Annotated in this window: 16 protein-coding genes and 1 CRISPR repeat array; of the genes, 6 read left to right on the top strand and 10 right to left on the bottom strand. The window is 61.8% G+C overall.

Features of this window, described 5'->3' with window-relative positions; all coding sequences use genetic code 11:
• Nucleotides 1-332: 332 nt before the first annotated feature.
• The 5 genes from M1P90_RS33905 to M1P90_RS33885 all read left to right on the top strand — a co-directional run bounded on the left by M1P90_RS33905 (nt 333) and on the right by M1P90_RS33885 (nt 9755).
• The gene (locus tag M1P90_RS33905) at nt 333-3005 is read left to right on the top strand and encodes a PAS domain-containing hybrid sensor histidine kinase/response regulator (RefSeq protein WP_483700305.1); all 2673 of its coding nucleotides are present in this window, start codon (nt 333-335) and stop codon (nt 3003-3005) included.
• 441 nt (nt 3006-3446) lie between these two features.
• The gene (locus M1P90_RS33900; protein WP_483700304.1) at nt 3447-4232 is read left to right on the top strand and encodes an enoyl-CoA hydratase/isomerase family protein; all 786 of its coding nucleotides are present in this window, start codon (nt 3447-3449) and stop codon (nt 4230-4232) included.
• A gap of 480 nt (nt 4233-4712) precedes the next feature.
• The gene (locus tag M1P90_RS33895; protein WP_483700303.1) at nt 4713-6104 is read left to right on the top strand and encodes an MFS transporter; all 1392 of its coding nucleotides are present in this window, start codon (nt 4713-4715) and stop codon (nt 6102-6104) included.
• A gap of 399 nt (nt 6105-6503) precedes the next feature.
• Nucleotides 6504-7736 (top strand): molybdopterin molybdotransferase MoeA, encoded by a 1233-nt coding sequence (locus M1P90_RS33890; RefSeq protein ID WP_483700302.1) that lies wholly within the window; start codon nt 6504-6506, stop codon nt 7734-7736.
• 99 nt (nt 7737-7835) lie between these two features.
• The gene (locus tag M1P90_RS33885; protein WP_483700301.1) at nt 7836-9755 is read left to right on the top strand and encodes a molybdopterin biosynthesis protein; all 1920 of its coding nucleotides are present in this window, start codon (nt 7836-7838) and stop codon (nt 9753-9755) included.
• Nucleotides 9756-9894: 139 nt separating this feature from the next.
• Here the strand turns inward: M1P90_RS33885 and M1P90_RS33880 are convergent, their stop codons facing one another.
• The 3 genes from M1P90_RS33880 to M1P90_RS33870 all read right to left on the bottom strand — a co-directional run bounded on the left by M1P90_RS33880 (nt 9895) and on the right by M1P90_RS33870 (nt 12785).
• Nucleotides 9895-10548 (bottom strand): Yip1 family protein, encoded by a 654-nt coding sequence (locus M1P90_RS33880; protein ID WP_483700300.1) that lies wholly within the window; start codon nt 10546-10548, stop codon nt 9895-9897.
• A 172-nt stretch (nt 10549-10720) separates the two neighbouring features.
• On the bottom strand, nt 10721-11554 hold the full coding sequence (locus M1P90_RS33875; RefSeq protein WP_483700299.1) for a PPK2 family polyphosphate kinase: 834 nt from the start codon (nt 11552-11554) through the stop codon (nt 10721-10723).
• 97 nt (nt 11555-11651) lie between these two features.
• The gene (locus M1P90_RS33870) at nt 11652-12785 is read right to left on the bottom strand and encodes an aminotransferase class V-fold PLP-dependent enzyme (RefSeq protein WP_483700298.1); all 1134 of its coding nucleotides are present in this window, start codon (nt 12783-12785) and stop codon (nt 11652-11654) included.
• 128 nt (nt 12786-12913) lie between these two features.
• On the opposite strand from M1P90_RS33870, the gene M1P90_RS33865 reads away from it, so the two are divergent.
• On the top strand, nt 12914-13429 hold the full coding sequence (locus tag M1P90_RS33865) for a DUF1684 domain-containing protein (protein WP_483700296.1): 516 nt from the start codon (nt 12914-12916) through the stop codon (nt 13427-13429).
• A gap of 693 nt (nt 13430-14122) precedes the next feature.
• Nucleotides 14123-18049: a CRISPR direct-repeat array (repeat unit 37 nt; unit sequence GTTTCAACCCTCACCCGACGCGAACGCCGGGTGCGAC).
• Between the two features lie 210 nt (nt 18050-18259).
• On the opposite strand, the gene cas2 is transcribed toward M1P90_RS33865, so the two are convergent.
• The 7 genes from cas2 to cas3 form a co-directional block, all read right to left on the bottom strand.
• Nucleotides 18260-18550, bottom strand: a complete 291-nt coding sequence (cas2, locus tag M1P90_RS33860; RefSeq protein ID WP_483700295.1) for a CRISPR-associated endonuclease Cas2 — start codon at nt 18548-18550, stop codon at nt 18260-18262.
• A complete protein-coding gene (gene cas1c / locus M1P90_RS33855) occupies nt 18550-19581 on the bottom strand; it encodes a type I-C CRISPR-associated endonuclease Cas1c (protein WP_483700294.1) in 1032 nt (343 codons plus the stop codon). The genes cas2 and cas1c overlap by 1 nt, the downstream gene beginning before the upstream one ends.
• 314 nt (nt 19582-19895) lie before the next feature.
• On the bottom strand, nt 19896-20537 hold the full coding sequence (cas4, locus tag M1P90_RS33850) for a CRISPR-associated protein Cas4 (RefSeq protein WP_483700293.1): 642 nt from the start codon (nt 20535-20537) through the stop codon (nt 19896-19898).
• Complete coding sequence (gene cas7c / locus M1P90_RS33845; protein ID WP_483700291.1) at nt 20538-21464, bottom strand: type I-C CRISPR-associated protein Cas7/Csd2; 927 nt, start codon at nt 21462-21464, stop codon at nt 20538-20540.
• A 46-nt stretch (nt 21465-21510) separates the two neighbouring features.
• Entirely contained in the window at nt 21511-23271 is a 1761-nt protein-coding gene (gene cas8c, locus M1P90_RS33840) for a type I-C CRISPR-associated protein Cas8c/Csd1 (protein ID WP_483700289.1), read from the bottom strand.
• Nucleotides 23272-23273: 2 nt separating this feature from the next.
• Nucleotides 23274-23921, bottom strand: coding sequence for a type I-C CRISPR-associated protein Cas5c (gene cas5c, locus M1P90_RS33835; RefSeq protein ID WP_483700288.1), 648 nt, complete (start codon nt 23919-23921; stop codon nt 23274-23276).
• Between the two features lie 28 nt (nt 23922-23949).
• On the bottom strand, nt 23950-26145 hold the full coding sequence (cas3, locus tag M1P90_RS33830) for a CRISPR-associated helicase Cas3' (protein ID WP_483700287.1): 2196 nt from the start codon (nt 26143-26145) through the stop codon (nt 23950-23952).
• Between the last annotated feature and the right edge of the window lie 157 nt (nt 26146-26302).

The raw sequence follows: 26302 nt of genomic DNA, 5'->3' as shown, positions 1-26302 counted from the left end.
GCTATCCTCCCTGATATGCATTTCGCTCGTGCTTCCGCTCGCCGTTTTGGCGCAACGGCACCGGGCGCAAGTATACCAAAATCTGTGGGAAGATCTGAAAACCCGGCCCGGTCGTACACCATCATGGGCCACCACACTCGGCCAAAGTGCCACTTGAACAAGGTGCTATAATCTACTCTCTGCCACCACTCACGGATGTGTTCACTGCGCGGTATCGGCTTGGCCCTGGCGGCGCCTGTGCCATTGCCAAACAAAGCCTGGGAAGAGAAGGGAAGCGCTATCAGCAAACGTGCGCGCTTTGACGCATTGCGCGTAACCAATGAGGTGGAGGTATGGCGGAACCGCAACGGCTTCAGCATGACGACATGGTGTATTCGCGCCCAGCGCCTGCCGACAGCCTGTATGCCGGCCCGGGCCTGGCCGCAATGGTTCATAAGCTGGCTGCGCCAGTGCTGCTGGCCGACGAGCGCATGCGGTGCACCTACCTGAACATGGCGGCCGAGCGGCTTCTGAGTGTATCGCTTGCCGAGGTACGTGGGCAGGTTCTGGGCCGCATCCTGCAAGAGTCACGCGCCGACGGCTACCCCTGGCCATTCAACACCGTGATCCAGCTGCGCCAGCGCGTGCAGGGCCAGGCATCCATCTACCCCAAAGGCACGCGCAAGCTGGTCAATTTCCTGGCCTACCCCTTATGGGAAGGGCAGCGCCTTGCTGGCATTGGCGTCGAGCTGACCGAGTGGAGCGAGCCTTCCTACTTTTCAACCGTCCCCGAGCAATCGCCAACGTCCATTGCCACGCTGCGCGGGCCAGATCATATTTTTGAAATGGCGAACCCGGCCTACTACCAGCTTGTGGGGCACCGCGACATTATTGGCAAGCCCGTGCGCGAAGCCGTGCCAGAGGTGATCGAGCAGGGCTTTATCGATCTGCTCGATACCGTGTATACAACTGGCGTTGCCTTTGTGGCCAGCAACCGGTCGCTGTTTCTTCAGCGCACGCCCGATGGCCCGCTTGAAGAGCGCATCGTCAACTTCTCGTACTCGCCATTGTACGAAGGAACCGAGCACGTCGCCGGCATTCTGGTGCATGCGATTGATGTGACCGAGCTGGTTCGCATGCAAAATCAGTATGCCCTGGCCGAAGCCCACTATCAGCGCCTGGTCGCCACTTCCCCGCAGATGATCTATGCCATTGATGCGGATGGCCTGTTTACCGAAATAAACCCGGCTGGCGAGCGCATTCTGGGCCGCCCGCGCGACGAAATCATTGGCCACCACTTCCGCGAAATCATGCCCCCCGAAGATGTGGAAAACGCCTCGCGCATTTTGGGCAATGCAGTTGCCGGCGCTTCCGAAATCGTCGAAGCCGAGCTGCATATTACCCGGCCCAATGGCGAAACCCGCCTGATCCAGGGCTCGACCGTGGCAGTATGGGAACAGGGCAAAGTGGTGGGCATGCATGGCATGATCCGCGACATCACCGAGGAGCGCGCGCGCGACCAGCAGATGCGCCTGCTCATGATGGTATTCGAGCGGATCGAGCAAGGCATTACCCTGCTTGGCGAAGATCTGCGCTTTCGCTTTATCAACCCCGCCGCCGCGAAAATGCTTGGCGTTTCTGCCGAAACGCCAGCAGCCTATACCCTGGCGCAATTCATCCCCGACGACGAAGACGCGCGCGAGCAGGCCGCCCGTTTCACCCAGTTGCACGCCAATGCGCAATGGTCGGGCCGGGTGCGCCGCCGCCGCAACGACGGGCAGGTGATTGTGCTCGACCTTGTGAAAGGCGTGGTGGCTGGCACCAACGGCGAGCGACTGTATTTCGACCTGTTTCAGGATGCCACCAAAGCCGAAGAGCACGAACGCCAGCTCAGGCGCGCCGAGCGGCTGGCGAGCCTGGGCACGCTGATTGGCGGCGTGGCGCACGAGCTGAACAACCCGCTTACCACAATTATCGGCATGTGTGATATGCTTCTGCTCGAATCGCATTCCAAACAAGACCAGACCGACATCACGACGATTCGGCACGAAGCCAGCCGCATGGCGCGCATTGTTGCCGATCTGCGCCTGAGCGCCCGGCACACGCAAGATCACGATCTGCTGAAGCAGCCAGTGAGCCTGAATGACGTGGTTCAGCATGTGCTGAATATTCGCAACTATACGCTGCAAACGGGCAATATTACAGTGCAAAAGCAGCTCGCCGCCGATCTGCCGCTGATCGAAGGCGACGCCGGGCAGCTGGAACAAGTGCTGCTGAACCTGATTGTAAATGCCGAGCAGGCTATGAAGAGTGTCGAACGCGCCCACCAGCTCACAATCCGCACCGCGCGCACGCCGTTTGGCGCTTCGCTGGAGGTGTGGGATACTGGGGCCGGCATTGCGTCCCAGCACCTCGATCGCTTGTTCGACCCGTTTTTTACCACCAAGCTGCCGGGCGAAGGGATCGGCCTGGGCTTGTCGCTGGCGCATAGCATCATTCAGGAGCACGGCGGCACGATTCATGTCGAGAGCAGCATGGGGCAGGGGGCGCGCTTCCAGATCGACCTGCCCACCGCCAGCAGCCTCGCGCCAGCGCCGCAAGCACAGCGCGATGAAGCCGCACCGCGACCGTTGCGCCTGCTCGTCGTCGACGACGAAGCGCCAATTCGCGAAATGATGAGCCGCTTCCTGATGCAGCGCGGCCACACCGTCGATGGTGCGCCCGACGGCAGCGCCGCCCTGCAGCTTATCGCTCAGCACCAGTACAACGGCATTATTTCCGACATCCGCATGCCCGGCATGAGTGGCGAAAAGCTCTTCGCTGCCCTGCACGAGCGCGGGCTGCTGCACTGCCTGATTGTTGTAAGCGGCGACACAACCAACGATGAGCTGATGCAGAAGCTGCTGGCGGCGAACGTGCCCGTGCTGCTGAAGCCGATTGCGCCGGCCGAGGTTGCGCGCGCGATCGAACTGCACAGCGAGCGATACAATCCGCTTTCAGCGCAGCGGCTCGGGGATGGGGAATAGGGTTTGGCAACTGCACTGCTGATGGTCTTGCCCAATTTCCGTGCCGCTTTCCTGAACATGCAATCAGTACTCTGGAAAATACATTTCCTTGTACTCAGCTTCCAGGAAGCTCACGCCAGTTTTCTTTCAACATGATTAGGACTTACGCAGTTGCGCTATTTGGCATTTGAACGCTGTGCTTTTCGCCTGCGGCAGCAAGGTAAAAACGATCATTTTTGTGTGCAGTTTTTCCGCGCTACGCGCGGAAAAACTGCACACAAAGAGAAAATCGAGTACCGCTCTGCCGAAGGCTCAGCAGACCAACTGCGTAAGTCCTAATGATAACCAGATGAGCTTCCTGGAAGCTTGCCTGTTGTATGAAATAACGTATTTTTCAGAACAAGCAGGTTTCTGCTTATTATTTTTGGGTAAAGCACACGTAGTAACACAATGGAGTGCCACATGACCTACGAAAACGTTTTGTTCGAGCGCGACGGCGCGGTTGCGACGATTACGGTAAACCGCCCAAAGGTGCTGAACGCGCTCAGCCAGGCGACCATTGCCGACCTTGCGGCGGCCCTGCGCGACGTTGAGGAAGATGCCGAGCTGCGCGTGGCGGTCATCACTGGCGCGGGCGAGAAGGCATTTGTGGCCGGCGCCGACATCAACGAGCTGCGCGCGCTGCCCAGCGCCGACGCGGCCCGCCAGCTGGCCGAGCGCGGCCACCAGCTTGGCTTGTACATCGCCCAGATGCGCAAGATTGTGATTGCGGCGGTGAATGGCTTTGCGCTGGGCGGCGGCTGCGAGCTGGCGATGAGCTGCGATATTCGCATCGCCGCCGACACCGCCAGGCTCGGCCAGCCCGAGATCAACCTGGGCATTATTGCTGGCTGGGGCGGCACGCAGCGCCTGACGCGCCTGGCTGGCCCGGGCATGTCGAAGCTGCTCAACCTCACCGGCGATATGATCAGCGCGGAAGAAGCCCTGCGCATCGGCATGGTCGAGCGCGTGGTGCCTGCCGCCGAGCTGGCCGGGGCTGCCCACGCGCTGGCCCAGCAGATTGCGGGCAAAGCGCCGCTGGCGGTCGCCGCGATTAAGCAGGCGGTGAACCGCGGGCACGACATGGCGCTGGCCGACGCCTGCATGTACGAGGCGGCGCTGTTCGGCACGATTGTGCAAACCGAAGACGCTAAGGAAGGCACCGGCGCGTTTCTGGAGAAGCGCAAGGCCGAATGGCGCGGGCGCTAGTGCGCGTGAACGCGCAGGGGCGCGGGGATGGGGAATCGGGTTTGGCGAGTGCAATGCTGATGTTACTTTCCCCATTTCCGCATTGCCTTCCTGATAATGCGCCAGCCCGGTTCGGCCCTGCTTGCTGAGACCAATGACGAAGGACGAACGGCCAGGGTGCTCGTCGCCTTCAGCGAAGCACAGAAGCATTGGGCCACAGAGAACACCGAGGCTTCGTCGTGAGCTCAGCCGAACAGTCTCCGAGTTTGGGCGATCCTACTCAGTGGTCTCTGTGCGCTCTGTGGCTCAACCGTTTTGTCTGGGCTTTAGAGTAACTCCGACGGCTTCAAAAAGTCGAAAGCTCCCGCTAACCAAGGAACATCGCCGCATGCCAACGCTGCCCGCATACCCTCAGCGCCACACAAGATGCGAAAACGTGTCTTGTGTGGCGTTTATGTAGAGTAATCGTTGATTCGCCGCGCTTGCTGAAAGGACATGTGCATGGCCGGCTTCACCGCAACAACACACTCCTTCCCCAAAAACGATCGCCGCGAGATCTTCGGCTGGACGATGTACGACTGGGCGAACTCGGCGTTTAGCACCACCGTGGCCGGCGCATTGCTGGCGCCCTACCTCACCGCGCTGGCGCAAAGCGCCGTGGGCGAAAATGGCGTGGTGCTTGGGCTGGGGCCGTTTGGCGCAGTGACGGCAAAGTCGTTCTTTCCACTGTGTATTTCCTTCTCAGTCTTTCTTCAGGTGTTCATGCTGCCCATTCTGGGCGCAATCGCCGACTACTCCAACCTGAAGAAGCGGCTGATGGCAATTTTCTGCTATGCCGGCGTGCTGGCAACCTGCCTGCTCTTTTTCATCACCGCCGACACCTATTTCTGGGGCGGGGTGCTGTTTATTCTTGCCAACCTGAGCTTTGGCGCAGCAATTGTGCTGTATAACGCCTTTCTGCCCGATATCGCCAGCGAAGACAAGGTCGATACTGTTTCGAGCCGCGGCTTTGCGCTTGGCTACCTCGGCGGCGGCATTCTGCTGGCCGCGAACTTCGCTATGCTCACCTTCGCGGACAGTCTGGGCATCAGCGCGGGCATGGCTGTGCGCCTTTCGCTGCTGTCGGCAGGTGTATGGTGGGGCGGCTTTGCGCTGATCACCTTTGCGCGCTTGCGCAACCGCGCGCCGGCGCGCAGCCTGCCACCCGGCAAAAATTATGCGACGATTGGCTTTTCGGAAGTGGGCGAAACCTTCCGCGAGCTGGGGCGGCTGCCCTACACACTACGCTATCTGGTTGGCTACCTGTTCTACAACGACGGCATTCAGACCGTGATTGGCCTGGCGTCGGTGTTTCTTTCGCAGGAGCTGTTTACCGAAACACAGCGCGCCAATGGCGAAGATCAGCGCTTTGTGCTGCTGATCTACCTGATGGTGCAGTTTGTGGCGTTTCTGGGCGCGCTGGTGTTCGAGCGTATATCCCGCGCAATTGGCACCAAGCGCGCCATTATGCTCTCGCTGGTGCTCTGGTCGTGCGTGGTGATCTATGCCTATGGCTTTTTGCAGAACACCACCCAGGCCTGGTTTATGGCCGGTGCGATTGCAATGGTGCTGGGCGGCTCGCAGGCGCTCTCGCGCTCGCTGTTTGCGCGCATGATTCCGCCCGGCCGCGAGGCGTCGTTCTTCGGGATTTACGAAATCTCCGAGCGCGGCACCTCGTGGATCGGCCCGCTGATCTTTGGCGCGGTGGTGGGCGCGACCAACTCCTACCGCGATGCGATTCTGTCGCTGATCGCGCTGTTCCTGATCGGGCTGGTCATTCTGGCGACGACCAACACCGACCGGGCGGTACACGACGCCGGGCGCTCGCTGCCCGAAGAGGCGCGGCAGGCGTAGCGAGCTTTCAGGGCAGGGTTTAGGGTATGGGGAATAGGGATTGACGTTTGCAATACTGGTGTTCTTCCCTGATTTCCGCATCGCTTTTTTTGATACTGCACTAGCAGGAGGAATGACGACCGACCACGGACCACTGTGTCTGTGAGCGGTCGTCGTTGCTCCGGCGACCTGTTTATCGGGCGAAGATAAGATTCGTCCCTGCGCCGGCGTGCAAACCACAACCCTCCGTGCGTGCCTCCGTGGTGAATTATCCTTTCGTCATTCGTCCTTCGTCCTTCGTTCTCTACTCTCCATTCCCACAACCCTCCGTGCCTCTGTGCTTCCGTGGTGGATTCGTCCATCGCCAGCCGTCGTCTGTGGTAGAATCACCCGCGACGCATAGACCGAGACGAAAGCACCATGCCCGAACTCTTTCAGGTTGTTACCGTTGCGCAGGCGCTGCACGCCCTGCTGAGCCGCCTCGCGCCGCTGGGCCGCCATGAGCGTGTGCCCCTGCTCGACGCATTAGGGCGCGTGACGGCCGAGGCGCTCCACGCGCCAGCCGACCTGCCGGCTTTTCCGCGCTCGACGATGGATGGCTTTGCCGTGCGCGCCGCCGACACCTACGGCGCGAGCGAAGGGCTGCCCGCCTACCTGACGCTCAGCGGCGAGGTGCCAATGGGCCGCGCGCCCGAGCTGTCGGTGGCGAAGGGCGCGGCGGCGCGCGTGCATACCGGCGGCATGCTGCCAGGCGGGGCCGATGCCGTCGTGATGGTCGAAAACACGCAATTGCTCGACGCGCAGACGCTTGAGATCGTGAAGCCTGTCGCGGTGGGCGAAAACATTATTCCCACTGGCGAAGATGTGCGCAGCGGCGACCTGCTGTTCGCGGCCGGCCAGCGCCTGCGCCCGCAGGACCTGGGCGGGCTGGCAGGGCTGGGCATCACCAGTGTGCCAGTGGCGGCGCGCCCGCGCGTGGCAATTCTCGCCACTGGCGACGAAGTTGTGCCAGCCGATCAGCCGGTTGCGCCCGGCCAGATCCGCGACATCAACAGCTACACGATTGCCGCGCTGGCGCAGCAGGCCGGCGCCGAGCCTGCCCTCATCGGTATCGCGCCCGACAACGCCACGCGCCTGCACGAAATGGCCGCCGCCGCGCTGGCCAGCGCCGACGCGCTGGTGATTTCGGCGGGCAGCTCGGTAAGCACCCGCGACATGACCGTGCAAGTAATCGCGGCGCTGGGCAGGCCCGGCGTGCTGGTGCACGGCGTTTCCATTCACCCCGGCAAGCCAACCATCCTCGCGCTGGTGGGCACGAAGCCAGTGTTCGGCCTGCCCGGCAACCCGGTTTCAACCATGATTGCGTTTGACCTGTTTGTCGCGCCCGCGCTGGCGCGGCTGCTGGGCGCGGCACCCGCCCCACACCACGGCAGCGTCAGCGCGCGGCTGGCGCGCAATGTTGCATCGCGCACTGGCCGCGAGGATTTTGTGCCGGTGCGGCTGGTCGAGCGCGACGGCGCGCTGTGGGCCGAGCCGGTGTTCGGCAAATCAAACCTAATCTACACCATGGCGCACGCCGACGGCCTGCTGCGCGTGCCGCTCGATCTGGCGGGTCTGTACGCCGACGAAATGGTGAACATCAGGGTTTTTTGAAAATCACCACAGAGGCGCAGAGGACGCAGAGACCTATCGTTTGTGTTTGACCACCTCGGTGTTCTCTGTGCCTCTGTGGTAAGGAAATAAGGAAGTCTGATGCCCCGACGCTACTACCTCGAAGATCTCGCGCTCGATGAGGCGCACGCGCGCTTTCGCGCCGCGCTTGAGCGCGCTGGTGGCGTCGCCGCGCTGCCCGCCGAGACGGTCGGCCTGCCCGATGCGCTGGGCCGCGTCACGGCCGAGCCGATCTGGGCCAAGCTTTCGTCGCCGCACTACCATGCCGCCGCGATGGATGGCATTGCCGTGCGCGCCGCCGACACCGCCGGCGCAACCGAAAGCAGCCCGCTGCGGCTCGCACTCGGCGCACAGGCCATCTGGGTCGATACGGGCGACCCGCTGCCGCCGCACGCCGACGCGGTGATCATGGCCGAGCACGTGCAGGATTTTGGCGACACGGTGGAAATCATGGCGGCGGTGGCGCCGTGGCAGCATGTGCGCCCGCTGGGCGAAGATATTGTGGCGACCGAGCTGGTGCTGCCGGCCAACCATCGCCTGCGCCCGGTCGATCTGGGCGCGCTGGCGGCAGCCGGCCATAGCAGCGTGGCGGTGCGCCGCCGCCCGCGCGTTGCGATTATCCCAACCGGCACCGAGTTGATCCGCATCGACGATGTGGCAACAGCCCCGCGCCCCGGCGACATCATCGAGTTCAACTCGCTCATTCTGGCCGGGCAGGTGAGCGAGTGGGGCGCGCTGCCTACGCGCCTGCCGCCCGTGCCCGACCGGCGCGAGCTGCTTCAGGCAGCGATTGCGGGCGCGCTCCATGCGCACGATGTGGTGGTGGTGAACGCCGGATCGTCGGCTGGCTCGGAGGACTACACCGCCGCCGTGATTGCCGAGCTGGGCGAAGTTGCGGTTCACGGCGCGGCCATCCGCCCCGGCCACCCGGTCATTCTGGGCACGGCCAGCGCACGGCCGGTGCTGGGCCTGCCAGGCTACCCAGTGTCGGCGGCGCTCACGGCCGAGCTGTTTCTGCGCCCGCTGCTCTATCAGCTTCAGGGCCAGCTGCCGCCCAGCCGCCCATCCATGCCGGCAGTGTTTAGTCGCAAGCTGCTTTCGCCCATGGGCGAAGACGAGTTCATCCGCGTGACGCTTGGCGCGGTCGACGACCGGGTGATCGCAACGCCGCTGACACGCGGCGCGGGCGTGGTGATGTCGCTGGTGCGGGCCGACGGCATTGTGCAGGTGCCGCGCTTCTCCGAGGGTTTGCACGCTGGCGCGGAGGTGCAGGCCGAATTGCTGCGCGACCCGGCCGAAATCGCCAGCACCATTGTCGCAATTGGCAGCCACGACCTCGCGCTCGATCTGCTGGCCGGCCATATTCGCCAGTTTGCGCCGGGCACGCGCCTCGCTTCCGCAAATGTCGGCAGTATGGGTGGCCTGCTGGCGCTGAAGCGGCGCGACGCGCACCTGGCCGGCACGCACCTGCTCGACGAGGCCAGCGGCGAGTATAACCACGCCTTCCTCAGGCAGCTGCTTCCCGACGACGATATTGTGCTGGTCAATCTGGTGTATCGCGACCAGGGCTTTATTGTGCCGCCCGGTAACCCGCGCTCGCTCGCCACCCTGGCCGACCTGGCGCAGCCCGGTTTGCGCTTTGTGAACCGCCAGCGCGGCTCGGGCACACGCGTGCTGCTCGATTACCACCTGAAGCGCATGGGCATCGCGCCCGAGCAGATCAGCGGCTACGAGCGCGAGGAATTCACGCACATGGCCGTGGCGGCAGCCATTCTGGGCGGCGCGGCCGACGCTGGGCTGGGCATTCTGGCGGCGGCGCAGGCGCTGGGCCTGGCCTTTGTGCCGCTGTTTCAGGAGCGCTACGACCTGGCGATTCCGCGCCGCCACTGGGAAGGCGCGCTGCTGGCCCCGCTGCGCCACGCGCTTGCCAGCGACGACTACCGCGCGGCGGTGATGGCGCTGGGCGGCTACGATGTGCGCGATATGGGGCGCGAGATGTGAGGCGCAGGCTGTGAAAACGAGCTACACGCTATAAAAGAGCGTAGTGCGTAGTGCGTAGAATGCCATTCTACGCACTACGCACCACGCACTAGCCGACAGGCATATTCTTAAATCAGTGCTTCCCGCCCTTCCCTATCCCCTATTGCTGCGACATCCCCACAATTGCCAGCGCCACTGCGCCAAAAATCGCGCAGCAGCCCAGCAGCAGCACCACCAGCGGTATCGCGATCACGCCTGCCGCCTTGCCGGGGCTAAGGTTCATGCCCGACTGCACGCTTAGCCAGCTCAGGTAAATGTTATACAGCCCAACGATCAGCCCGATGATGCCGCCAATCGCCGCGACCGGCCCAATCGCAATCACGCCGATCAGCGCGCGGATGACCGCAATTGGTGCCCAGAACAGCGCAATATCGTAGGCCAGCTCGCCAAACGCGCCGGTGCCGCCAAACAGCCGCCCCAGCAGGTAGACCAGCCCGGTCCAGACAAAAAACGCCAGCAGCGTGAAGATTAGCCCGCCAATGATCGCGCCCGTCGCGCTTTGCCCGCCCATCATGGTCGTCGCGAAAGCCGGCAGCGGCTCGCCATTCAGCCGATCCTGCAAGTCGCGCATCTGCTGTTCGAGGTAGGGCCGGTTGAGCAGAAAACTGATTACACCCAAAATGGCGGCGATGACCGTGCTGATGGCGATATAAATCGTAGCCCAGCCCAGGTCGTTGCGCTCGTATTCTTCAAACGTAGCAACCGAGGGCCGCAGCAGAATCGCGCGGCTGGCGTTCAGCATTTGCTGAAACATTGTTTTCTCCTTTCGCTATCACACCGCTTCCACCCCATAATACGCGCCGCGCTGCCAGGAGTTGCAGAACTGCAGCCAGAACCAAGAACCGAGAACCAGGAACCGGCTGCGAATCTTCGTGCCTTCGTGTCTTCGTGGTGAAAGAAAAACGCACGTATAACCTGCACGCCTTTTACGCTGGCTTGCCCGCGCGATATTCCTGCAATTCGGCAATGCGCGCCTTGCTCATGGCGTCGAGCGTGGCGTGCCAGCCGTCGCGGTAGGCGTTCAGCGTGTCGACCAGTACCTCGGTGGCGGCAAGGTTGCGGAACCATTTGCGATTCGCCGGCACGACATACCAGGGCGCGATTTCGGTGCTGCAGCGCTCCAGCGCGTCCTCATACGCTCGCTGATAATCGTCCCAATGCTCGCGCTCGCGCCAGTCGCCGGCCGAAAGCTTCCACGCCTTGGTGACATCCTGCTCGCGTTCGCGCAGCCGTTCTTCCTGCTCGTCCTTGCTGATATGCAGAAACAGCTTGACGATAATCGTGCCAGTGGCGGCCAGCAGCGCCTCGAACTGGTTGATCTGCTCGTAGCGCGCCTGCCAGATTTCTTTCGGCGCAAGGTCGTGCACGCGCACCACCAGCACGTCTTCGTAGTGCGAGCGGTTGAACACGCCGAAATCGCCCTTGCGCGGCGCAACCTTGTGCACGCGCCACAGGAAATCGTGCGCAAGCTCTTCTTCGGTGGGCACTTTGAACGACTCGACACGCACGCCCTGCGGGTTCAGGTTCAGCAGCACATTGCGAATGGTGCCGTCCTTGCCGCTGGTGTCCATGCCTTGCAGCACCAGCAGCACGCTGTGCTTGCCGGCGGCGTAGAGTTCTTCCTGAATCACATCCAGCTCGGCATTGAGCTTGGCGAAGCGCGCCAGCCCTTCTTCCTTGTCCATGCCGCCATTATCGTCGGGCGCAATTTTGCCAAGCGCGACCTTGCTGCCGGGCGCGACTTTGTGAGCATAGGGCATAGTTCCTCCTTTATTCTCAGAAGTATGCAGTCGGCAGTATGCAGTCGCCGCACTGCCAGCTGCATACTGCCGACTGCATACTGCCAGCTGCAAACTGTTACAACGTGCTCAATAGCTCGCCCACGCGCAGGATCTCGTCCTCAGTGTTGTAGAAGTGCGGCGCAATGCGTATGCCCTTGCCGCGTGGAATACAGATGATGCCCGCCGCTTCGAGCTTCGCGCTGGCGGCGGCCGGGTCGGGCACAAGCGGGATGACAATGCCCGAGCGGTGCTCGGGGGCGGCGCTGGCCGAAAGCGTGAAGCCGCGCTCCTGCAAATCGCCAATTGCCACGCCCGCCAGCATGAGCACGCGCTCGGCCACACGCTCGATGCCGATTTCCTGCAACAATGCCAGGCTGGCGCGCAGACCAACCTGCCCCAGCGCATTTGCCGAGCCAAGGTTGAAACGCTCAGCCGTCGGCAAGAGCGTGAAGTTGTAGTCGAGAAAGTTCATGGCGTCGACGGTGCTGCCCGCGCCGACATAGGGGCCGGCGCCCAGCTCGCCCATCAGCTCGCTGCGCACATACAGAAAGCCCGCGCCAATCGGCCCAAGCAGCCACTTCTGCGAGCCCGCCGCCAGAAAATCGACCTGCGCTTCCTGCACGTCGAAGGGCAGTGCGCCAAGCGACTGAATGCCATCGACCACGAAATAGATGCCGCGCTGCTTGCACAGCTTACCCACCGCCACAAGGTCGTTGCGGAAGCCGGTGGCGAACACAACCGTGCTCATTGCAATCACGCGCGTGTGGTTGTCGATGCGCGACTCAAGCAGGTTCAGGTCGAGCCCGCCGTCCTTCTGCGGCACGAACTTGGTGAGCACGCCCCGGTGCGCCAGGTTCATCCAGGGGTAGATATTGGCCGGGTAATCGCCTTCCAGCACCAGCACATTGTCGCCCGCGCGCAGCGGCAGGCTCAGCGCGGCGGTGTTGATGCCGGTGGCGGTGTTTGGCATCAGCACAATCTCGTCGGCCGAGCGCGCATTCACCAGGGTCGCAAAGCGCTGGCGCAGATCCGTTTGCATCGCGCCCATGGCCGGGCGATACTCGCTGATCGACTGGGTGGCGCACAGCTCGTTGAAGGCCTGCATCTCGGCCACGGCGCGCGTGTTTAGCGGCGAAACACCGGCATGGTTGAAGAAGGCCAGCCGCTTGGCGATCGGGAACAGCTCGCGGTAGGGGGTTGGGTCGAGCATGGTCGTTCCTTTCCATAGCCAGAGGAAGCGGCAGGGAGTGTAACGCCAGCCGCATTGGCGCGACTATTCAGCTATAATTGGCACGCTTTGGAACGCCAATCATACCACAAGAACTGTGAGCACGAACCATGAACGACCTTGCCGGCCAGCGCGCCGCAAAAGACCATTACTTCAAGCACAGCCCCGAATCGCCCATCCCGCGCCACGAGCGCGCCGACTTTGCCGGCCTGCACTACTACCCCGAAAACGAGGCGTTGCGCCTGGTGGTGCGCCCTGAAGAGTTCGATCCAAAAGAAGCCATCCAGATGCTCACCAGCACGGGCGGCGAGCAGGTCTACCAGCGCTGGGGGCGCTTCGCCTTCGAGAGCGAGGGCCAGCCAGCAGGGCTGACGGTTTACTATGCGACGTGGGGCGGCTACTTCGTGCCCTTTGTCGACGCCACCAGCGGGCGCGAGACCTATGGCGCGGGGCGCTACCTCGAACTGGAAGAGCTGGGCGACGGCAGCTTTCTGGCGGATTTCAACCTGGCCTACAACCCCTACTGCGCCTACAACGACCGCTACAGCTGCCCGATCCCACCGGCAGAAAATCGTGTGGTCGCGCCCATCCGCGCGGGCGAAATGGCGTATGGGGCGGGGCATTAGCGGCCTGCCTTCGCAGACTATCTGGGCGGGTTGTCTGGGCGGGTTGTCTGGGCGGACCTGCGTGTCCGCCCGCCCTTTGCTTGTGCCGCAAGCAATACCAACCCAAACGCAGCTTGCTCAGGCCGCACGGCCGCTGGGGCTCGCGCCGCCCCAGCACCCCGCGTCGGGGCTATCGCCCCGAACCCCGAATTTGATGCAATCTTGTGTTTAGCGCTTGGCGCGCATGCCTCTGTTGTGCTCTACGCTGGCAGCTTTTGAATAAGCAGTACCAACCCAAACGCAGCTTGCTCAGGCCGCACGGCCGCTGGGGCTCGCGCCGCCCCAGCACCCCGCGTCGGGGCTATCGCCCCGAACCCCGAATTTGATGTGATTGGCAAAGCGAATACTGTTTGTCATGCCTCAGTTGTGCCATAAAGCTGGCAACTGTTGAATGAAGCTGTGCTAGCTTTGTATGCAGCTTCTGCATTCATCGTCCGATGCCTTGCCTGCATCCACAACGGAGGCATGACCGTAAAACATTTCGCTCATTTCCCACGCTCTTTTTGGGGTCTGGGGCAAGGCCCCAGCGGCGAGGTGCAGGAGGCTGGCGGCAGCCTCTTGCCGCGGAGCGCGAGGGCGCGTAGCCCTCGCAAAGGCGTGGGGCAGTGGGGCACGACCGATTTCGGACGTAGTACCGAACCCGATACGGCAGGGATTTCAACCCTCACCCGACGCGAACGCCGGGTGCGACGTGAACCATAGCCGATGTGGGGCAATCGAGAGCAGTTTCAACCCTCACCCGACGCGAACGCCGGGTGCGACGTTTGACCTGGCGCGCACCTCGGGCGCGGCCGATGTTTCAACCCTCACCCGACGCGAACGCCGGGTGCGACGACGATGCGGCGGCGGGCATCACGTGGACAGGCGTGTTTCAACCCTCACCCGACGCGAACGCCGGGTGCGACTTGTGGTTCCTTCGCCGTTGGGCCGGGGCGCTCACTGGTTTCAACCCTCACCCGACGCGAACGCCGGGTGCGACGCGCTCAGAGCGACCCCGCTGGCGGCCGCACCCTTGTTTCAACCCTCACCCGACGCGAACGCCGGGTGCGACTAGAAGTCGGTGATCAGCGCCATGAGTGCCTGGTTGTTTCAACCCTCACCCGACGCGAACGCCGGGTGCGACGCGCTCAGAGCGACCCCGCTGGCGGCCGCACCCTTGTTTCAACCCTCACCCGACGCGAACGCCGGGTGCGACATAGCCCGACGAGCACGCCGATTCGCGGCACGCCGTTTCAACCCTCACCCGACGCGAACGCCGGGTGCGACGCGCTCAGAGCGACCCCGCTGGCGGCCGCACCCTTGTTTCAACCCTCACCCGACGCGAACGCCGGGTGCGACAATCGGGTCGCCGTTCAGGCGCACGCGCCAGATCGTGTTTCAACCCTCACCCGACGCGAACGCCGGGTGCGACGCTATCGCGGCGTGGCTCCCCTGTGGACGGATCTGTTTCAACCCTCACCCGACGCGAACGCCGGGTGCGACATAGCCCGACGAGCACGCCGATTCGCGGCACGCCGTTTCAACCCTCACCCGACGCGAACGCCGGGTGCGACGCAACATTGCGGGCGCGCTGCGCAAAGGACTGCTGTTTCAACCCTCACCCGACGCGAACGCCGGGTGCGACCTGCGGCCACATACCGCAGCGAGTCCATATAGTGAGTTTCAACCCTCACCCGACGCGAACGCCGGGTGCGACTGTGCCGGTGGCACAATATCTGCTAGTAGGGTTGGTAGTTTCAACCCTCACCCGACGCGAACGCCGGGTGCGACGCGCGCCTGGCAGCGCAAACGTGCCAAGAAATTGTTTCAACCCTCACCCGACGCGAACGCCGGGTGCGACGCCGTCGCAGCCGTCGCGCCATACACCATGACCTCGTTTCAACCCTCACCCGACGCGAACGCCGGGTGCGACGACGACGCTGAATGGCTTCCCATACTTGCAATGTGTTTCAACCCTCACCCGACGCGAACGCCGGGTGCGACGACACGAACAACCAGATTTATATTGCCCCCAACAAGTTTCAACCCTCACCCGACGCGAACGCCGGGTGCGACGACGGTTAGGACAGAATACGTTCAATAGCGTCATTGTGTTTCAACCCTCACCCGACGCGAACGCCGGGTGCGACGCGCAGCCACGCCTGCACGCTTCGCACGACCTGCCAGTTTCAACCCTCACCCGACGCGAACGCCGGGTGCGACGCTATGCCGCAGCCTGACATTGCAGCACTCATTGTTTCAACCCTCACCCGACGCGAACGCCGGGTGCGACATCTGACCTACTACACCAGCGACAAAGTGCATCTGTTTCAACCCTCACCCGACGCGAACGCCGGGTGCGACATAAGCAAGGCATCAACGGCATCGAGTGGGTAAACGTTTCAACCCTCACCCGACGCGAACGCCGGGTGCGACGCGGCGCGCAGGTCGGCATTGATGCCACCTACGCGTTTCAACCCTCACCCGACGCGAACGCCGGGTGCGACCACGCGGCGGGTGCGTGTTTGCGGCGGCAGTGGTGGTTTCAACCCTCACCCGACGCGAACGCCGGGTGCGACATTGCGCGGCGTGTAGCGCCAATCGGGATAGTATGCGTTTCAACCCTCACCCGACGCGAACGCCGGGTGCGACTGCGCCAAGCAGCGCCAGTGAGCCATTTTCAGTGAGTTTCAACCCTCACCCGACGCGAACGCCGGGTGCGACTGGTGTCGGCATCCTCGACAATCGCCACATTATTGTTTCAACCCTCACCCGACGCGAACGCCGGGTGCGACTAACTACTAACTAGCGCCAAAGATTACTATTCGCTGTTTCAACCCTCACCCGACGCGAACGCCGGGTGCGACGCAGCACGGGCGCAGGAGCTTGCCGACCAATGGCAGTTTCAACCCTCACCCGACGCGAACGCCGGGTGCGACCGGCGGCGATCCGTGGTGGGCGGAGTTTGCCGATGTTTCAACCCTCACCCGACGCGAACGCCGGGTGCGACGCCAGTGAGCGGGATCGGCGACATCCATGTGCAGGTTTCAACCCTCACCCGACGCGAACGCCGGGTGCGACGCTGGCAACGTCGGCAGCGGTGATACTGCCGGTAGTTTCAACCCTCACCCGACGCGAACGCCGGGTGCGACGCCATCACCGGGCGCCAGCTGCGGCGCTGCCAGCGTGTTTCAACCCTCACCCGACGCGAACGCCGGGTGCGACCCTGCGCCTGATCTGGCTTGAGCGATTGCAGGATGTGTTTCAACCCTCACCCGACGCGAACGCCGGGTGCGACCCAAAGGCCGGCGATCGTCGGCGTCACATCGGCATGGTTTCAACCCTCACCCGACGCGAACGCCGGGTGCGACCCTCGACCATGGCCGAGGGGTTTGTGTCGGACATTCGGTTTCAACCCTCACCCGACGCGAACGCCGGGTGCGACTTGGGCGCGGTCATCGTCGGAACGACCGGGCGGAGTTTCAACCCTCACCCGACGCGAACGCCGGGTGCGACATTATCCCGATCGCCGCTGTGGCCTTTGATATGCGTGTTTCAACCCTCACCCGACGCGAACGCCGGGTGCGACACCGCATGCTCGCCACGACATGCCCATCAAAATGGAGGTTTCAACCCTCACCCGACGCGAACGCCGGGTGCGACGCTGACGAGTGACGGTGCTACTCTGCGCAAGCGAGTTTCAACCCTCACCCGACGCGAACGCCGGGTGCGACGGGTGGTGGGGTCACAGCGAACCCACCGACATTCATGTTTCAACCCTCACCCGACGCGAACGCCGGGTGCGACTTGAGGCCCTTGCCGCTGCCAAGGAGAGCGTCCTGAGTTTCAACCCTCACCCGACGCGAACGCCGGGTGCGACGATCAAGCGCGCGATGGCGTTCCCAGACGACTATGTTTCAACCCTCACCCGACGCGAACGCCGGGTGCGACCATCGCGCACACTATGGCGTATCATCAGTGTCAAGTTTCAACCCTCACCCGACGCGAACGCCGGGTGCGACCCGCTCGATACGTTAGATGGAGCACACCGCATACGAGTTTCAACCCTCACCCGACGCGAACGCCGGGTGCGACCATCATGCGTTCCTACTACGCGTCATCTTCGTTGAGGGTTTCAACCCTCACCCGACGCGAACGCCGGGTGCGACATCCAGACATGCTCCACCCCGGCGGATTGCACGGGTTTCAACCCTCACCCGACGCGAACGCCGGGTGCGACCTGAACGACAGGTAGAGCCGACCCTGCATATCGTTGTTTCAACCCTCACCCGACGCGAACGCCGGGTGCGACTTGTCGATATAGAGGTTTGTGAGATGATCGTGACTGTTTCAACCCTCACCCGACGCGAACGCCGGGTGCGACGCGGCCATACGATTCGTCAGGATCGCGCCACAGGTGTTTCAACCCTCACCCGACGCGAACGCCGGGTGCGACACCGATGGCCGCAATGGCTGCCTGCAGCGCTGCCTGGTTTCAACCCTCACCCGACGCGAACGCCGGGTGCGACCTATATAATAACGTCATTGAAGCAAGCGCACTGACTGTTTCAACCCTCACCCGACGCGAACGCCGGGTGCGACGGCCCTAAATAGCCGATTCGGCTGCCTGATGGGCCTTATCAGGCTGGTACTGGTGGCCGATTGTGTGTGTTTTTGCCCTTGCCAAAGCCTAATACCTCTCACTTTCTCGCCCATTCTTGCGAATTATGTCGTTACACTGCGCGAAACTCCCACGTATCGGCCGATCGCTTCGGGTTCGCGCGCCACACCTACTAAATATAGGGCGCGTGGTTATACTATCAGCGGATCATGCTGATCGTGCAGCAATGGCCGCCCCAGCACCTGCACATGGCGCTCGCGCGGCTCTTGCAGGCGGTAGATGCGTAAACTATCGGCGGCTGCGTCGATCTCTTGTTCGAGCTGGTGCTTCAGTAATACCAGCTGAGCAGCATCGACAACGCATTCGAACACCGAGAATTGTACGCGCTGGCCAAAGCGCTCGCATACTTTTGCCACGCGCCGCAGCCGCCGCCGGCCTTCGGCGCTTTCGGTATTCACATCGTAGGTTACAAGTATTTCCATCAGCGTGCCAGGTATGGCGGGTAGGCGTCGAGGTCGCCGCGCAGGTAGCGTGCCAGCAGGCGGGCCTGGATGTATGGTACGAGCCCAAGCGGTAGCTTCTGATCGAGCATACGGTGTTGCACCTCTTCTTCTTTGCGTTGCTGGTACGCTTGTAATACGACCTTACGCCCTTCGTCGTTGAGGTGAACGGCGCCGCCGGGCAGATCGGCGAAGTGTTCGGCTTGCAGCTGCTTGCGGTTGATCAGTGTGAGCGCCAGGCGGTCGGCGATGATCGGCCGAAACTCTTCCATCAGGTCGAGCGCAAGGGCCGGCCGGCCGGGGCGCAGGGCGTGCAAAAAGCCAACTTGTGGGTCGAGCCCAACGCTTTCGAGGCCAGCGGAACACTCGCCGCGCAGCAGCGCATAGAGAAACGATAGGACGGCATTCACGCGGTCGCGCGGCGGCCGGCGCGTGCGCCCATCCATGGCGAATTTGTCCTGGTCGGCGCGCACATGGTGGCCAAACACCCCAAAATAGGTGCGCGCAGCGTCGCCTTCGGCACCGCGCAGCTCGTCGAGCGTGCGGCACGTACCAAGCTGAAGCAGTATTTCCCCAATGCGGGCGGCGGCAGCCGCTAATGCTGTGCGCGCTGGTTCGTTGTGCGCCTCGCGTGCGCCGCGCAGCACAATCTGGCGGCTGTTCTGCAACTTCGCTGCGACGATCTGGCGGGCAATGCCCAGCGTGCGTTTGCTATCGGAAAGCGCAAGGTGCTGCGCGCGACGCAGCAATACATTGCCGCGTGCCGGGCCTTCGACGCGCGCCTTAAAGCGCCCAGTGCTGCTGAGCCACACCAGGTTGCGGCCATCTTCGGCGCAGCGCTGGATGAGAAATGGTGTGATTGTGACGCGGCCAAAAACCACGATGCCGCTCAGGCGCAGCAATGGCAACCGCAGGCGTGTTTCGCGCTCGACCGAGATTTTAACGGTGTCGTGCTCAAGGTTCAGCACCGCACCTTGGGTTTGGACGTAGAGGGTATTGAGTAGTTCGCGCATAGTCGCACTGTTCCTTCTGAGTTAGGACTTTCGCTTATTAGCATTTGCCTGCGGCAGCATGGTACTTTCTAATCTTTCTTGGTGATTTTTTTGCGCTGCGCGCAAAAAAATCACCAAGAAAATAAACAACCGCTTGGGTAAGCGAAAGTCCTATGAGTATTGGGCAATTTCGTGTGCAGAAAGGAATATGGGCCTGCAAAACTCGATTCGCAGAGTGGTCGATTTCAAGACCTTGGCATACGCATACTGGCTTGGCAACTTGGTTGTGATGGCTAAGCCGGGCGGCCGCATTGTTCCGGGTGTTGCCAGGCCGGCTATGGCTCGAACAAGGCGCGGTTCAAGGCTCGCAAGCGCCCTTGCTGTGCAACAACATCGGGCAGGCAGGCGTGGATGAGCGAACAATTTGGGCAGCGCTCGTCGTTTGGTGCGTCGGGCAGCTGCTGCGAACGATGCATTGCCCGAATGGCGGTAATCAGCTCCAGCGTTCGCTCGCGCAGCGCTTCATCAAAGACAACCTCATGCCGCCGGCGGGTTGCCCCATAGTACACTGCCCCACGCGGCACCGGCACGCCCAGCATTTCTTCCAGGCAAAGGGCCTGCGCGCACAACTGGATGTCGGTATGCTCGCCCTTGCGCCGCCCAACTTTGTATTCCACCGGGTAGGGCACACCATTGTGCCATTCCACGGCGTCGGCCTTGCCGCGCAGGCCATAGCGCTCGGACCAGAGCGGAATGCCGCGCTGGGTGGCAACGCCGCGATTGGCTTCGGCGTCGCCACTATCTACCCGTTCGTGCATAAGCTTGCCGCGCATGGTATACAGGTTCTCGTCGTAGGTTTGCTCGACATGGATGAGCGCACATTGGCGCGGGCAGTAGCTGTAGTGTTCCAGCGCCGAAATCAATACGTCGCTCTCGTCGGCATCGCCGCCCGCGCTAATTAGCTGCTCGTCGCTCATTTACCCCTCCACCAGCCGCGTGAGCGTCACCCCGTTCGGCATATCGGCGTCATTCACGTTCACACTGTAATCGCGGAACGAGCGCGGGGCGATCACGTTGTCGTGCTTCTTCGCTGCTACGCGCTCCAGCAGCTTATGCGCCGGCGCATTGCCCAGGCTCGATTCGTGGGTGAAGATATACAGCCCCCGGCAGGCCATCATCCCGCGCGAGGCCGAGCGATCCAGATCCCACATCATCTGCAATGCCGTCCAGAATAGCGCTAGGTCGTCGCTGGCCGCGCCCGTCTGCCTGGCGAAGTGCGGGTTGAAGAAGCCATGCGCGCGGTACAGGCCGTAGGGCACCAGCGACTTGCGGCCCATTTCGGTTTGCTTGCCGCTTTTGCCCTCGCCCGTATCTTCCGACACAATCACCTTGGCGTCTTCTTCTTTGGTTACGGCAACGCGCGTGATCGAAATATCGAGCGGCACCACTGCATCGGCCGAACGAGCAAAGGTAAGCTGAATCGGGCCGCGCACCTGGCCGCAGTTGACACCCGTGGTCATCACCGCGCCAAACATGCGAATATCGTAGAAGTTTTGGCACATCCAGGCCCGCGCGCGCTCGACATCGTCCTTATTCTGCTTGGTGCCGCTCGATTTCATATCGAGCGCTTCATATGCGCGCCGGTGAATGGCGTTGAGTGCATCGCCGCCGCTTTGTACATAGATTTTGAAGCGCCCTTCGTCACCCTGGGCCACATCGACAAAGTCGCGCACCTTGCGCTTAAGCGCCACATCGGTAACGAGCCCTTGCATCGTTTCGGGGTCGACGCGGGGCAAATTGCCGGCGTCGGGGTCGCCATTGGGGTTGCCGTCGGTCACATCGAACAGCAGCACAAAATCGTGGCGGCGCTCGGTATCGGTGTGCATGGCGGTGGTGGTCGTCATTGGGATGCTCCTTTGTTCTTACAAATAATAGATTCGGAACACTGGTTTATTCGGCGGCCTCGGTCTGCCCGGCGCGTTTGCGCTCGGCGGCGGCTTTGGCCTCGGCGCGGGCGTGGGCGCGCTGATGGTAGTAGCCCAGCGAGAACAAGCCTTGCTCTTCGAGCGTAAGCGTGCGCGGGAAGCTTTGAATACTGCTGCTCACCTCTTCCATGCGGCGTTGCAGGGCACGGTATGCGTTCGGGTTGTCGCGTTCGAGCTTGCCAAGGTGCGGCTGCGCGCCACGCATCAAGCGCCCGAACACCGAAGCCGGGGCGGACGATGCCGTGCCAAAGAAGCGATCGACAATGGTTGCCTTTGCGCCAGGAATGGCAGCGCGCTGGATGTCTTCCAGCACTGCGAGCAAACGCCCGCAGAGATACGCCGGGCTGGTGTTGGCAGAGTCGAGCTGCGTCATGCGATCTTCCTCCTGTGCTGATTGATGGCTGGCGAATACAAGCTTGATCAGGGCGGCGCGCTGCGCTGTTACGGCTTGTTCGGCGCGGTTGCGGCGCACCGCCTGGTAGAGCATGCCCCACGGCAAGGGCGTACCGCGCAGCGCGGCATTGAGCAGGGCTTGCGGGGTGCTTGGCAGAATATCTTTTGCTTCGCGTACGGTGGCAACGGCAAGCTGGAACATCCCAAGCGGGCGCATCTCTGCGCCGTAGGCATCGACGATCTGCTGCCAGGCAAACCAGCGGCGCAAATTGGCCTGCACCTCGCCAACCGTTGTGTCGATCCAGTCGCGCACAACTACCCGCGCGCCACTGCCCGAAAGCGACGTGGCGTAGAAGGCGGTTTCGTCGATTGTGGCGCTTTGCTTGCCGCTGCGCGCCGATTCAAACAGCAAGCGCACGCTCTCGGGCTCGGGCTTGTCGAGCAGTGCCATCAGATCGAAGCCGGTATCTTCGCGCGTCCAGTAGATGAATATTGCGCCACCCATAACAAGACTGTTTTGTCTGCTGCGGGCTAGGGTGTTCAGTGCATTAGCGTAGCTTGCCGCACAATCACGGCAGGTTGGCGCAATCAGCGATTGTTCCATGCCATACGAATAAAAGGCTTCTTTATTAGCGGTAACAATGGCAAGCTGTTTGTCTGCCACTGCACGCGGCAGCTTGATCGGGACGGGATGTACACGCGCAATCGGCTTGTACTCGCCGCAGATCAAGCATTGCCCCTGAACACCCTCATCTTCCTGTGAAAGCCACGACACAATCAGCTCAGGTGTGAGCTGAGCCAGGCCTCTTTGCCCAAGCTGCGGGGCCACAGCGAGCCAGAACTGGCGTACGGAAGGTAAATCGACGAGGCGCAGGCCATCAACGGCGAAGGTGACGAACTCATTGGCCTGCAAATCTTGTGGAAGCTCTAATGGTTGATTCGATAGATTGCGCAGCAACGATGCTACAGACTGAATGCGCCAGTCGTTTGTTGATTGCACACATGCTTCAACAAGTGCAACGAAATCGGCGTGGCGTTTCTGTGCGCGCTCGGGATTGTCAGCCGCAAAACCAAGTGCAATTTCAGCTTTGTCGGCCAGTAATTGCGGCTTGATATTCGTACCAGAACGCTTTAAGAAAGGAACATTGAATCGTTTACCCGGATCGCGCTTGCTGGTGCCTCCCGAGGTTCGAATAAACGATGCATGGCAGCTTGAGCTATCGATATCAATGATCCAGGGAATTGCTTGCGACGAATATTCTGCTGGCATTTCTTCTTCGTCGTCGTCGGGTTGAATGCGCGGGCTATACTCCTTCAATCGCTTGAGCAGCATGGCTACGCTCCTCCTTGTGGCACATGCAGCACACCGCGCTCGATGCGCGCATCGAAAAAGCGTGGCACGCCGCGCCCGGATGAGCCTGGCGCGTAAGCCAGGTCGAGCAGCATCGGGCCAAGCTCGTCGCTCAGATCGATTGTTTGCTCGCTGCCATCGGGCTCGGCAAAGCTGGCGCTAAACTCACGGCAACCAAGGAAGGGTGTTGCGAAGCAGCGGCCATCGCGCACGCGGCGGCGAAATTGATCGCGGTATTTGGCCGGGTCGGCGTCGGCGTGTGGCTTCAGCGCAATCTGCGCCGTGATGATATAGGCAACATCGCGCAGGCCAAGCGTGTGGCGCTGTGCCCGGTCGGTGGTGGCATCGTAGCCGCCCGCGCCTGTGGTCTGCCAGCTGTGTGCAGCCCGGTCGCTTTGGCGCGAATTGACCTCGTTGCGCAAAATCGATGCATAGCGAATCGGCCGCAGCACGCGAATTTCTTGCACATGCCAGCGAAATTCCGGCTTCCAGAACACCGCTTCAAGCACACCCCGCGCGGCTGAAGGTGTCATCACTGGGTAGCTCACACGCTCGACTTTCATCTCGGGGCGGGTGAAGCAGGCCAAATCGCCCCAGACTTTGAGGGTTAAAGGGACGCTGCTGTAACTCATGGCACCTCCTGTAAACATTGGTATCGGGCTACACAACCAGCTTTTCCAGGTCAAGATCATCGGCGCGCAGGCCACGCAAAGCATCGTATTTGCCGTGCCAAATGCCAACACCCGGCAGTGCATCGGGCACAATTTCGCCAATCAGGCCACGCTGCCGGCTGCGCGCAGCCTCGCGGCTGCGCAGCGACACCATGAATGGGCGCAAGCGCCGCAGAATGTACCGTGCCTGGGCCGGGTCGCGGCGGATCTGTGCGATCCACTGCTGCACCTGATTCTGCTGGCTTTCGTCGCCATACGGCACAATCACGTCCTCGGTGTCGTCGTCGATCATGCGAAACTGGCGGGCAACTTCGGAATAGTTGAGCTGGGCGCGCAGCTTTTGAATGCCGTCGCGGTCGGTATTCACGGTGTCGAACAGTTGCCAGAAATAGCGCGCCGGCACAGCAGGGTCATCAACGTCGAGCGTGCCAGTGCCAAGCAGTTTTCCGGTTATGCCAACGCCAGTGCGATATGCCCCATACGGTGTGCTGCCCTCGGCGGGCCGCACAATCACCACGCGGCCTTGGGCTTGCTTGCCTTCACGGTTGCAGCGCCCGGCCGCCTGAATAATGCTGTCGAGCGGGCCAAGTGCGCGCAGCACAAACGGGAAATCGAGATCGACGCCGGCTTCGATCACCTGTGTGGAAATCAAACGGCATGGCTCCCCGGCGCTTAGGCGTCGCTTTATTTCCTTGATGACAGCCCGCCGGTGTGCGCCACACAGGAGTGTTGAAAGATGCAGCGCGGTTGGGTCGCCAAGCGCATCCAGCAGCGCCAGGGCATCGCGCTTGGTATTCAGCACGGCCAGCGCCCGTGGCTCGGCGCGCAGCAGGCCAGCAATTTCTTCCCACGCCATTGCTTCTTTGGTTCGCCAATCGTAGTGTACACGGCGCAGCGCATCAAACCATTGCTTTGGCTCGGGTACGATTTCGCGCGGCTGAAGATCTCGAACCAGCGGAATGGCCTCGAATGCCGGCTGAGTGGCGGTAGAAAGCACCACCGTCGCGCCATAGTTCGCGCACAGCTCGCGCAACCCATCCAGAATTGGCGTGAGCAGGTGCGCCGGCAATGCCTGGGCTTCGTCAAGAATGATCACACTGTTCGCCAAACGATGGAGCTTGCGGCATGGGCTGGTGCCACTGGCAAACAGGCTTTGAAAGAGCTGCACCGTGGTGGTTACCACAATTGGCGCGTCCCAATTTTCGGCGGCAAGCCGCGCCCACTGCTGGCTAGGCGTAAAGTCGTTTGTGTCGCTATTGCTGTGCTGCGCGCTGCTATGGTGTTCGAGCACAATTGGTGTTTCATCGTCGCTCAGGCCAAAAATAGCGCGATAGCTGTCGGCGGTCTGCTCGGTGATACTAATGAATGGCACTGCCACAATCACGCGCCGCATGCCGTGGGCCAATGCGTGACGCAGCGCAAATGCCATGCCCGAGCGTGTTTTGCCCCCGCCGGTTGGCACCGTCAGGCGGAACCAGCCGCGCGGTAATGATGCTGCGGCCAGGCACGCTTCGTAGATCGCGTGGCGCGCCTGGTTGACGAGGCTGGGGTTCTGCCCGCTGTTCATGTTCTGGTGTGCTTCCAGTCTTGCCCACAAATCGGCTACCGAAACCAAACTGCCGCGCTGGGCTGCTTTACGTTTATTGAAATGCTCCTCGGTATCGAGAAAATCGGCATCAACCAGCGCTGAAAAAAGCATACGTAAGAAGAACTCGCTGGCGTGCGGGTTGTTCCGTATCGCTGCTGGCAATAGCAGCTGCTGCGATGGATCGAGCGTACCCAGAAGTGCGCGTGCAGCAGCAATCGCGTCGTCGATCGCCGGGCCATGCTCGTGCTGTTTCTCGGCCAGCCAGTTTTTGTATTCGGCGGGCGATTTGAGGCCGCCGTGATGGCCTTGAACTAATAGTGCTAAGGCTGCAACACGCTGCTGGGCATACAAGGCCCCGGCGGCCTTATGATCAGGGCCATGCCCACGGTGATTGGGGTCAATCACACACTGCTTCAAATACGCCTGAAACGCAGGGTTGCATTTGCCCAAATCGTGCCAGATACCCAGCCAATACGCTAGATCACCCGCGCCAAACGCATCGGCAAATTCCTTTGCCATTCGTGCGACTTCAAGAATATGTTTGTCAAGCTTATGCCACTCGTTGCTGCCCTCCGCAGGAGTATGTGCATACAACATACTGCTTCTCGTTCCTTTAATTCAGGACTTTCGCATATTACCATGTGCCTGCGGCAGCATAGTACCTTCCGAATCTATGCTTGGTGTTTTTGCGCTGCGCGCAAAAACACCAAGGAAATGAAACAAGAGCGCGAGTAAGAGAAAGTCCTGTAATTTT

Source organism: Kouleothrix sp. 19917 (assembly GCF_057073505.1).
Note: the sequence above shows the minus strand (reverse complement) of the source record. Positions and strands in the feature narration are given on the sequence as shown.

What these genes read in the sequence shown, in the direction of transcription:
- M1P90_RS33885 (WP_483700301.1), top strand. Translation starts at nt 7,836, where the DNA reads ATGCCCCGACGCTACTACCTCGAAGATCTCGCGCTCGATGAGGCGCAC.
- M1P90_RS33900 (WP_483700304.1), top strand. Translation starts at nt 3,447, where the DNA reads ATGACCTACGAAAACGTTTTGTTCGAGCGCGACGGCGCGGTTGCGACG.
- M1P90_RS33870 (WP_483700298.1), bottom strand. Translation starts at nt 12,785, where the DNA reads ATGCTCGACCCAACCCCCTACCGCGAGCTGTTCCCGATCGCCAAGCGG.
- M1P90_RS33865 (WP_483700296.1), top strand. Translation starts at nt 12,914, where the DNA reads ATGAACGACCTTGCCGGCCAGCGCGCCGCAAAAGACCATTACTTCAAG.
- cas3 (WP_483700287.1), bottom strand. Translation starts at nt 26,145, where the DNA reads ATGTTGTATGCACATACTCCTGCGGAGGGCAGCAACGAGTGGCATAAG.
- M1P90_RS33905 (WP_483700305.1), top strand. Translation starts at nt 333, where the DNA reads ATGGCGGAACCGCAACGGCTTCAGCATGACGACATGGTGTATTCGCGC.
- M1P90_RS33880 (WP_483700300.1), bottom strand. Translation starts at nt 10,548, where the DNA reads ATGTTTCAGCAAATGCTGAACGCCAGCCGCGCGATTCTGCTGCGGCCC.
- cas2 (WP_483700295.1), bottom strand. Translation starts at nt 18,550, where the DNA reads ATGGAAATACTTGTAACCTACGATGTGAATACCGAAAGCGCCGAAGGC.
- cas8c (WP_483700289.1), bottom strand. Translation starts at nt 23,271, where the DNA reads ATGCTGCTCAAGCGATTGAAGGAGTATAGCCCGCGCATTCAACCCGAC.
- cas5c (WP_483700288.1), bottom strand. Translation starts at nt 23,921, where the DNA reads ATGAGTTACAGCAGCGTCCCTTTAACCCTCAAAGTCTGGGGCGATTTG.
- cas1c (WP_483700294.1), bottom strand. Translation starts at nt 19,581, where the DNA reads ATGCGCGAACTACTCAATACCCTCTACGTCCAAACCCAAGGTGCGGTG.
- cas4 (WP_483700293.1), bottom strand. Translation starts at nt 20,537, where the DNA reads ATGAGCGACGAGCAGCTAATTAGCGCGGGCGGCGATGCCGACGAGAGC.
- M1P90_RS33875 (WP_483700299.1), bottom strand. Translation starts at nt 11,554, where the DNA reads ATGCCCTATGCTCACAAAGTCGCGCCCGGCAGCAAGGTCGCGCTTGGC.
- cas7c (WP_483700291.1), bottom strand. Translation starts at nt 21,464, where the DNA reads ATGACGACCACCACCGCCATGCACACCGATACCGAGCGCCGCCACGAT.
- M1P90_RS33890 (WP_483700302.1), top strand. Translation starts at nt 6,504, where the DNA reads ATGCCCGAACTCTTTCAGGTTGTTACCGTTGCGCAGGCGCTGCACGCC.
- M1P90_RS33895 (WP_483700303.1), top strand. Translation starts at nt 4,713, where the DNA reads ATGGCCGGCTTCACCGCAACAACACACTCCTTCCCCAAAAACGATCGC.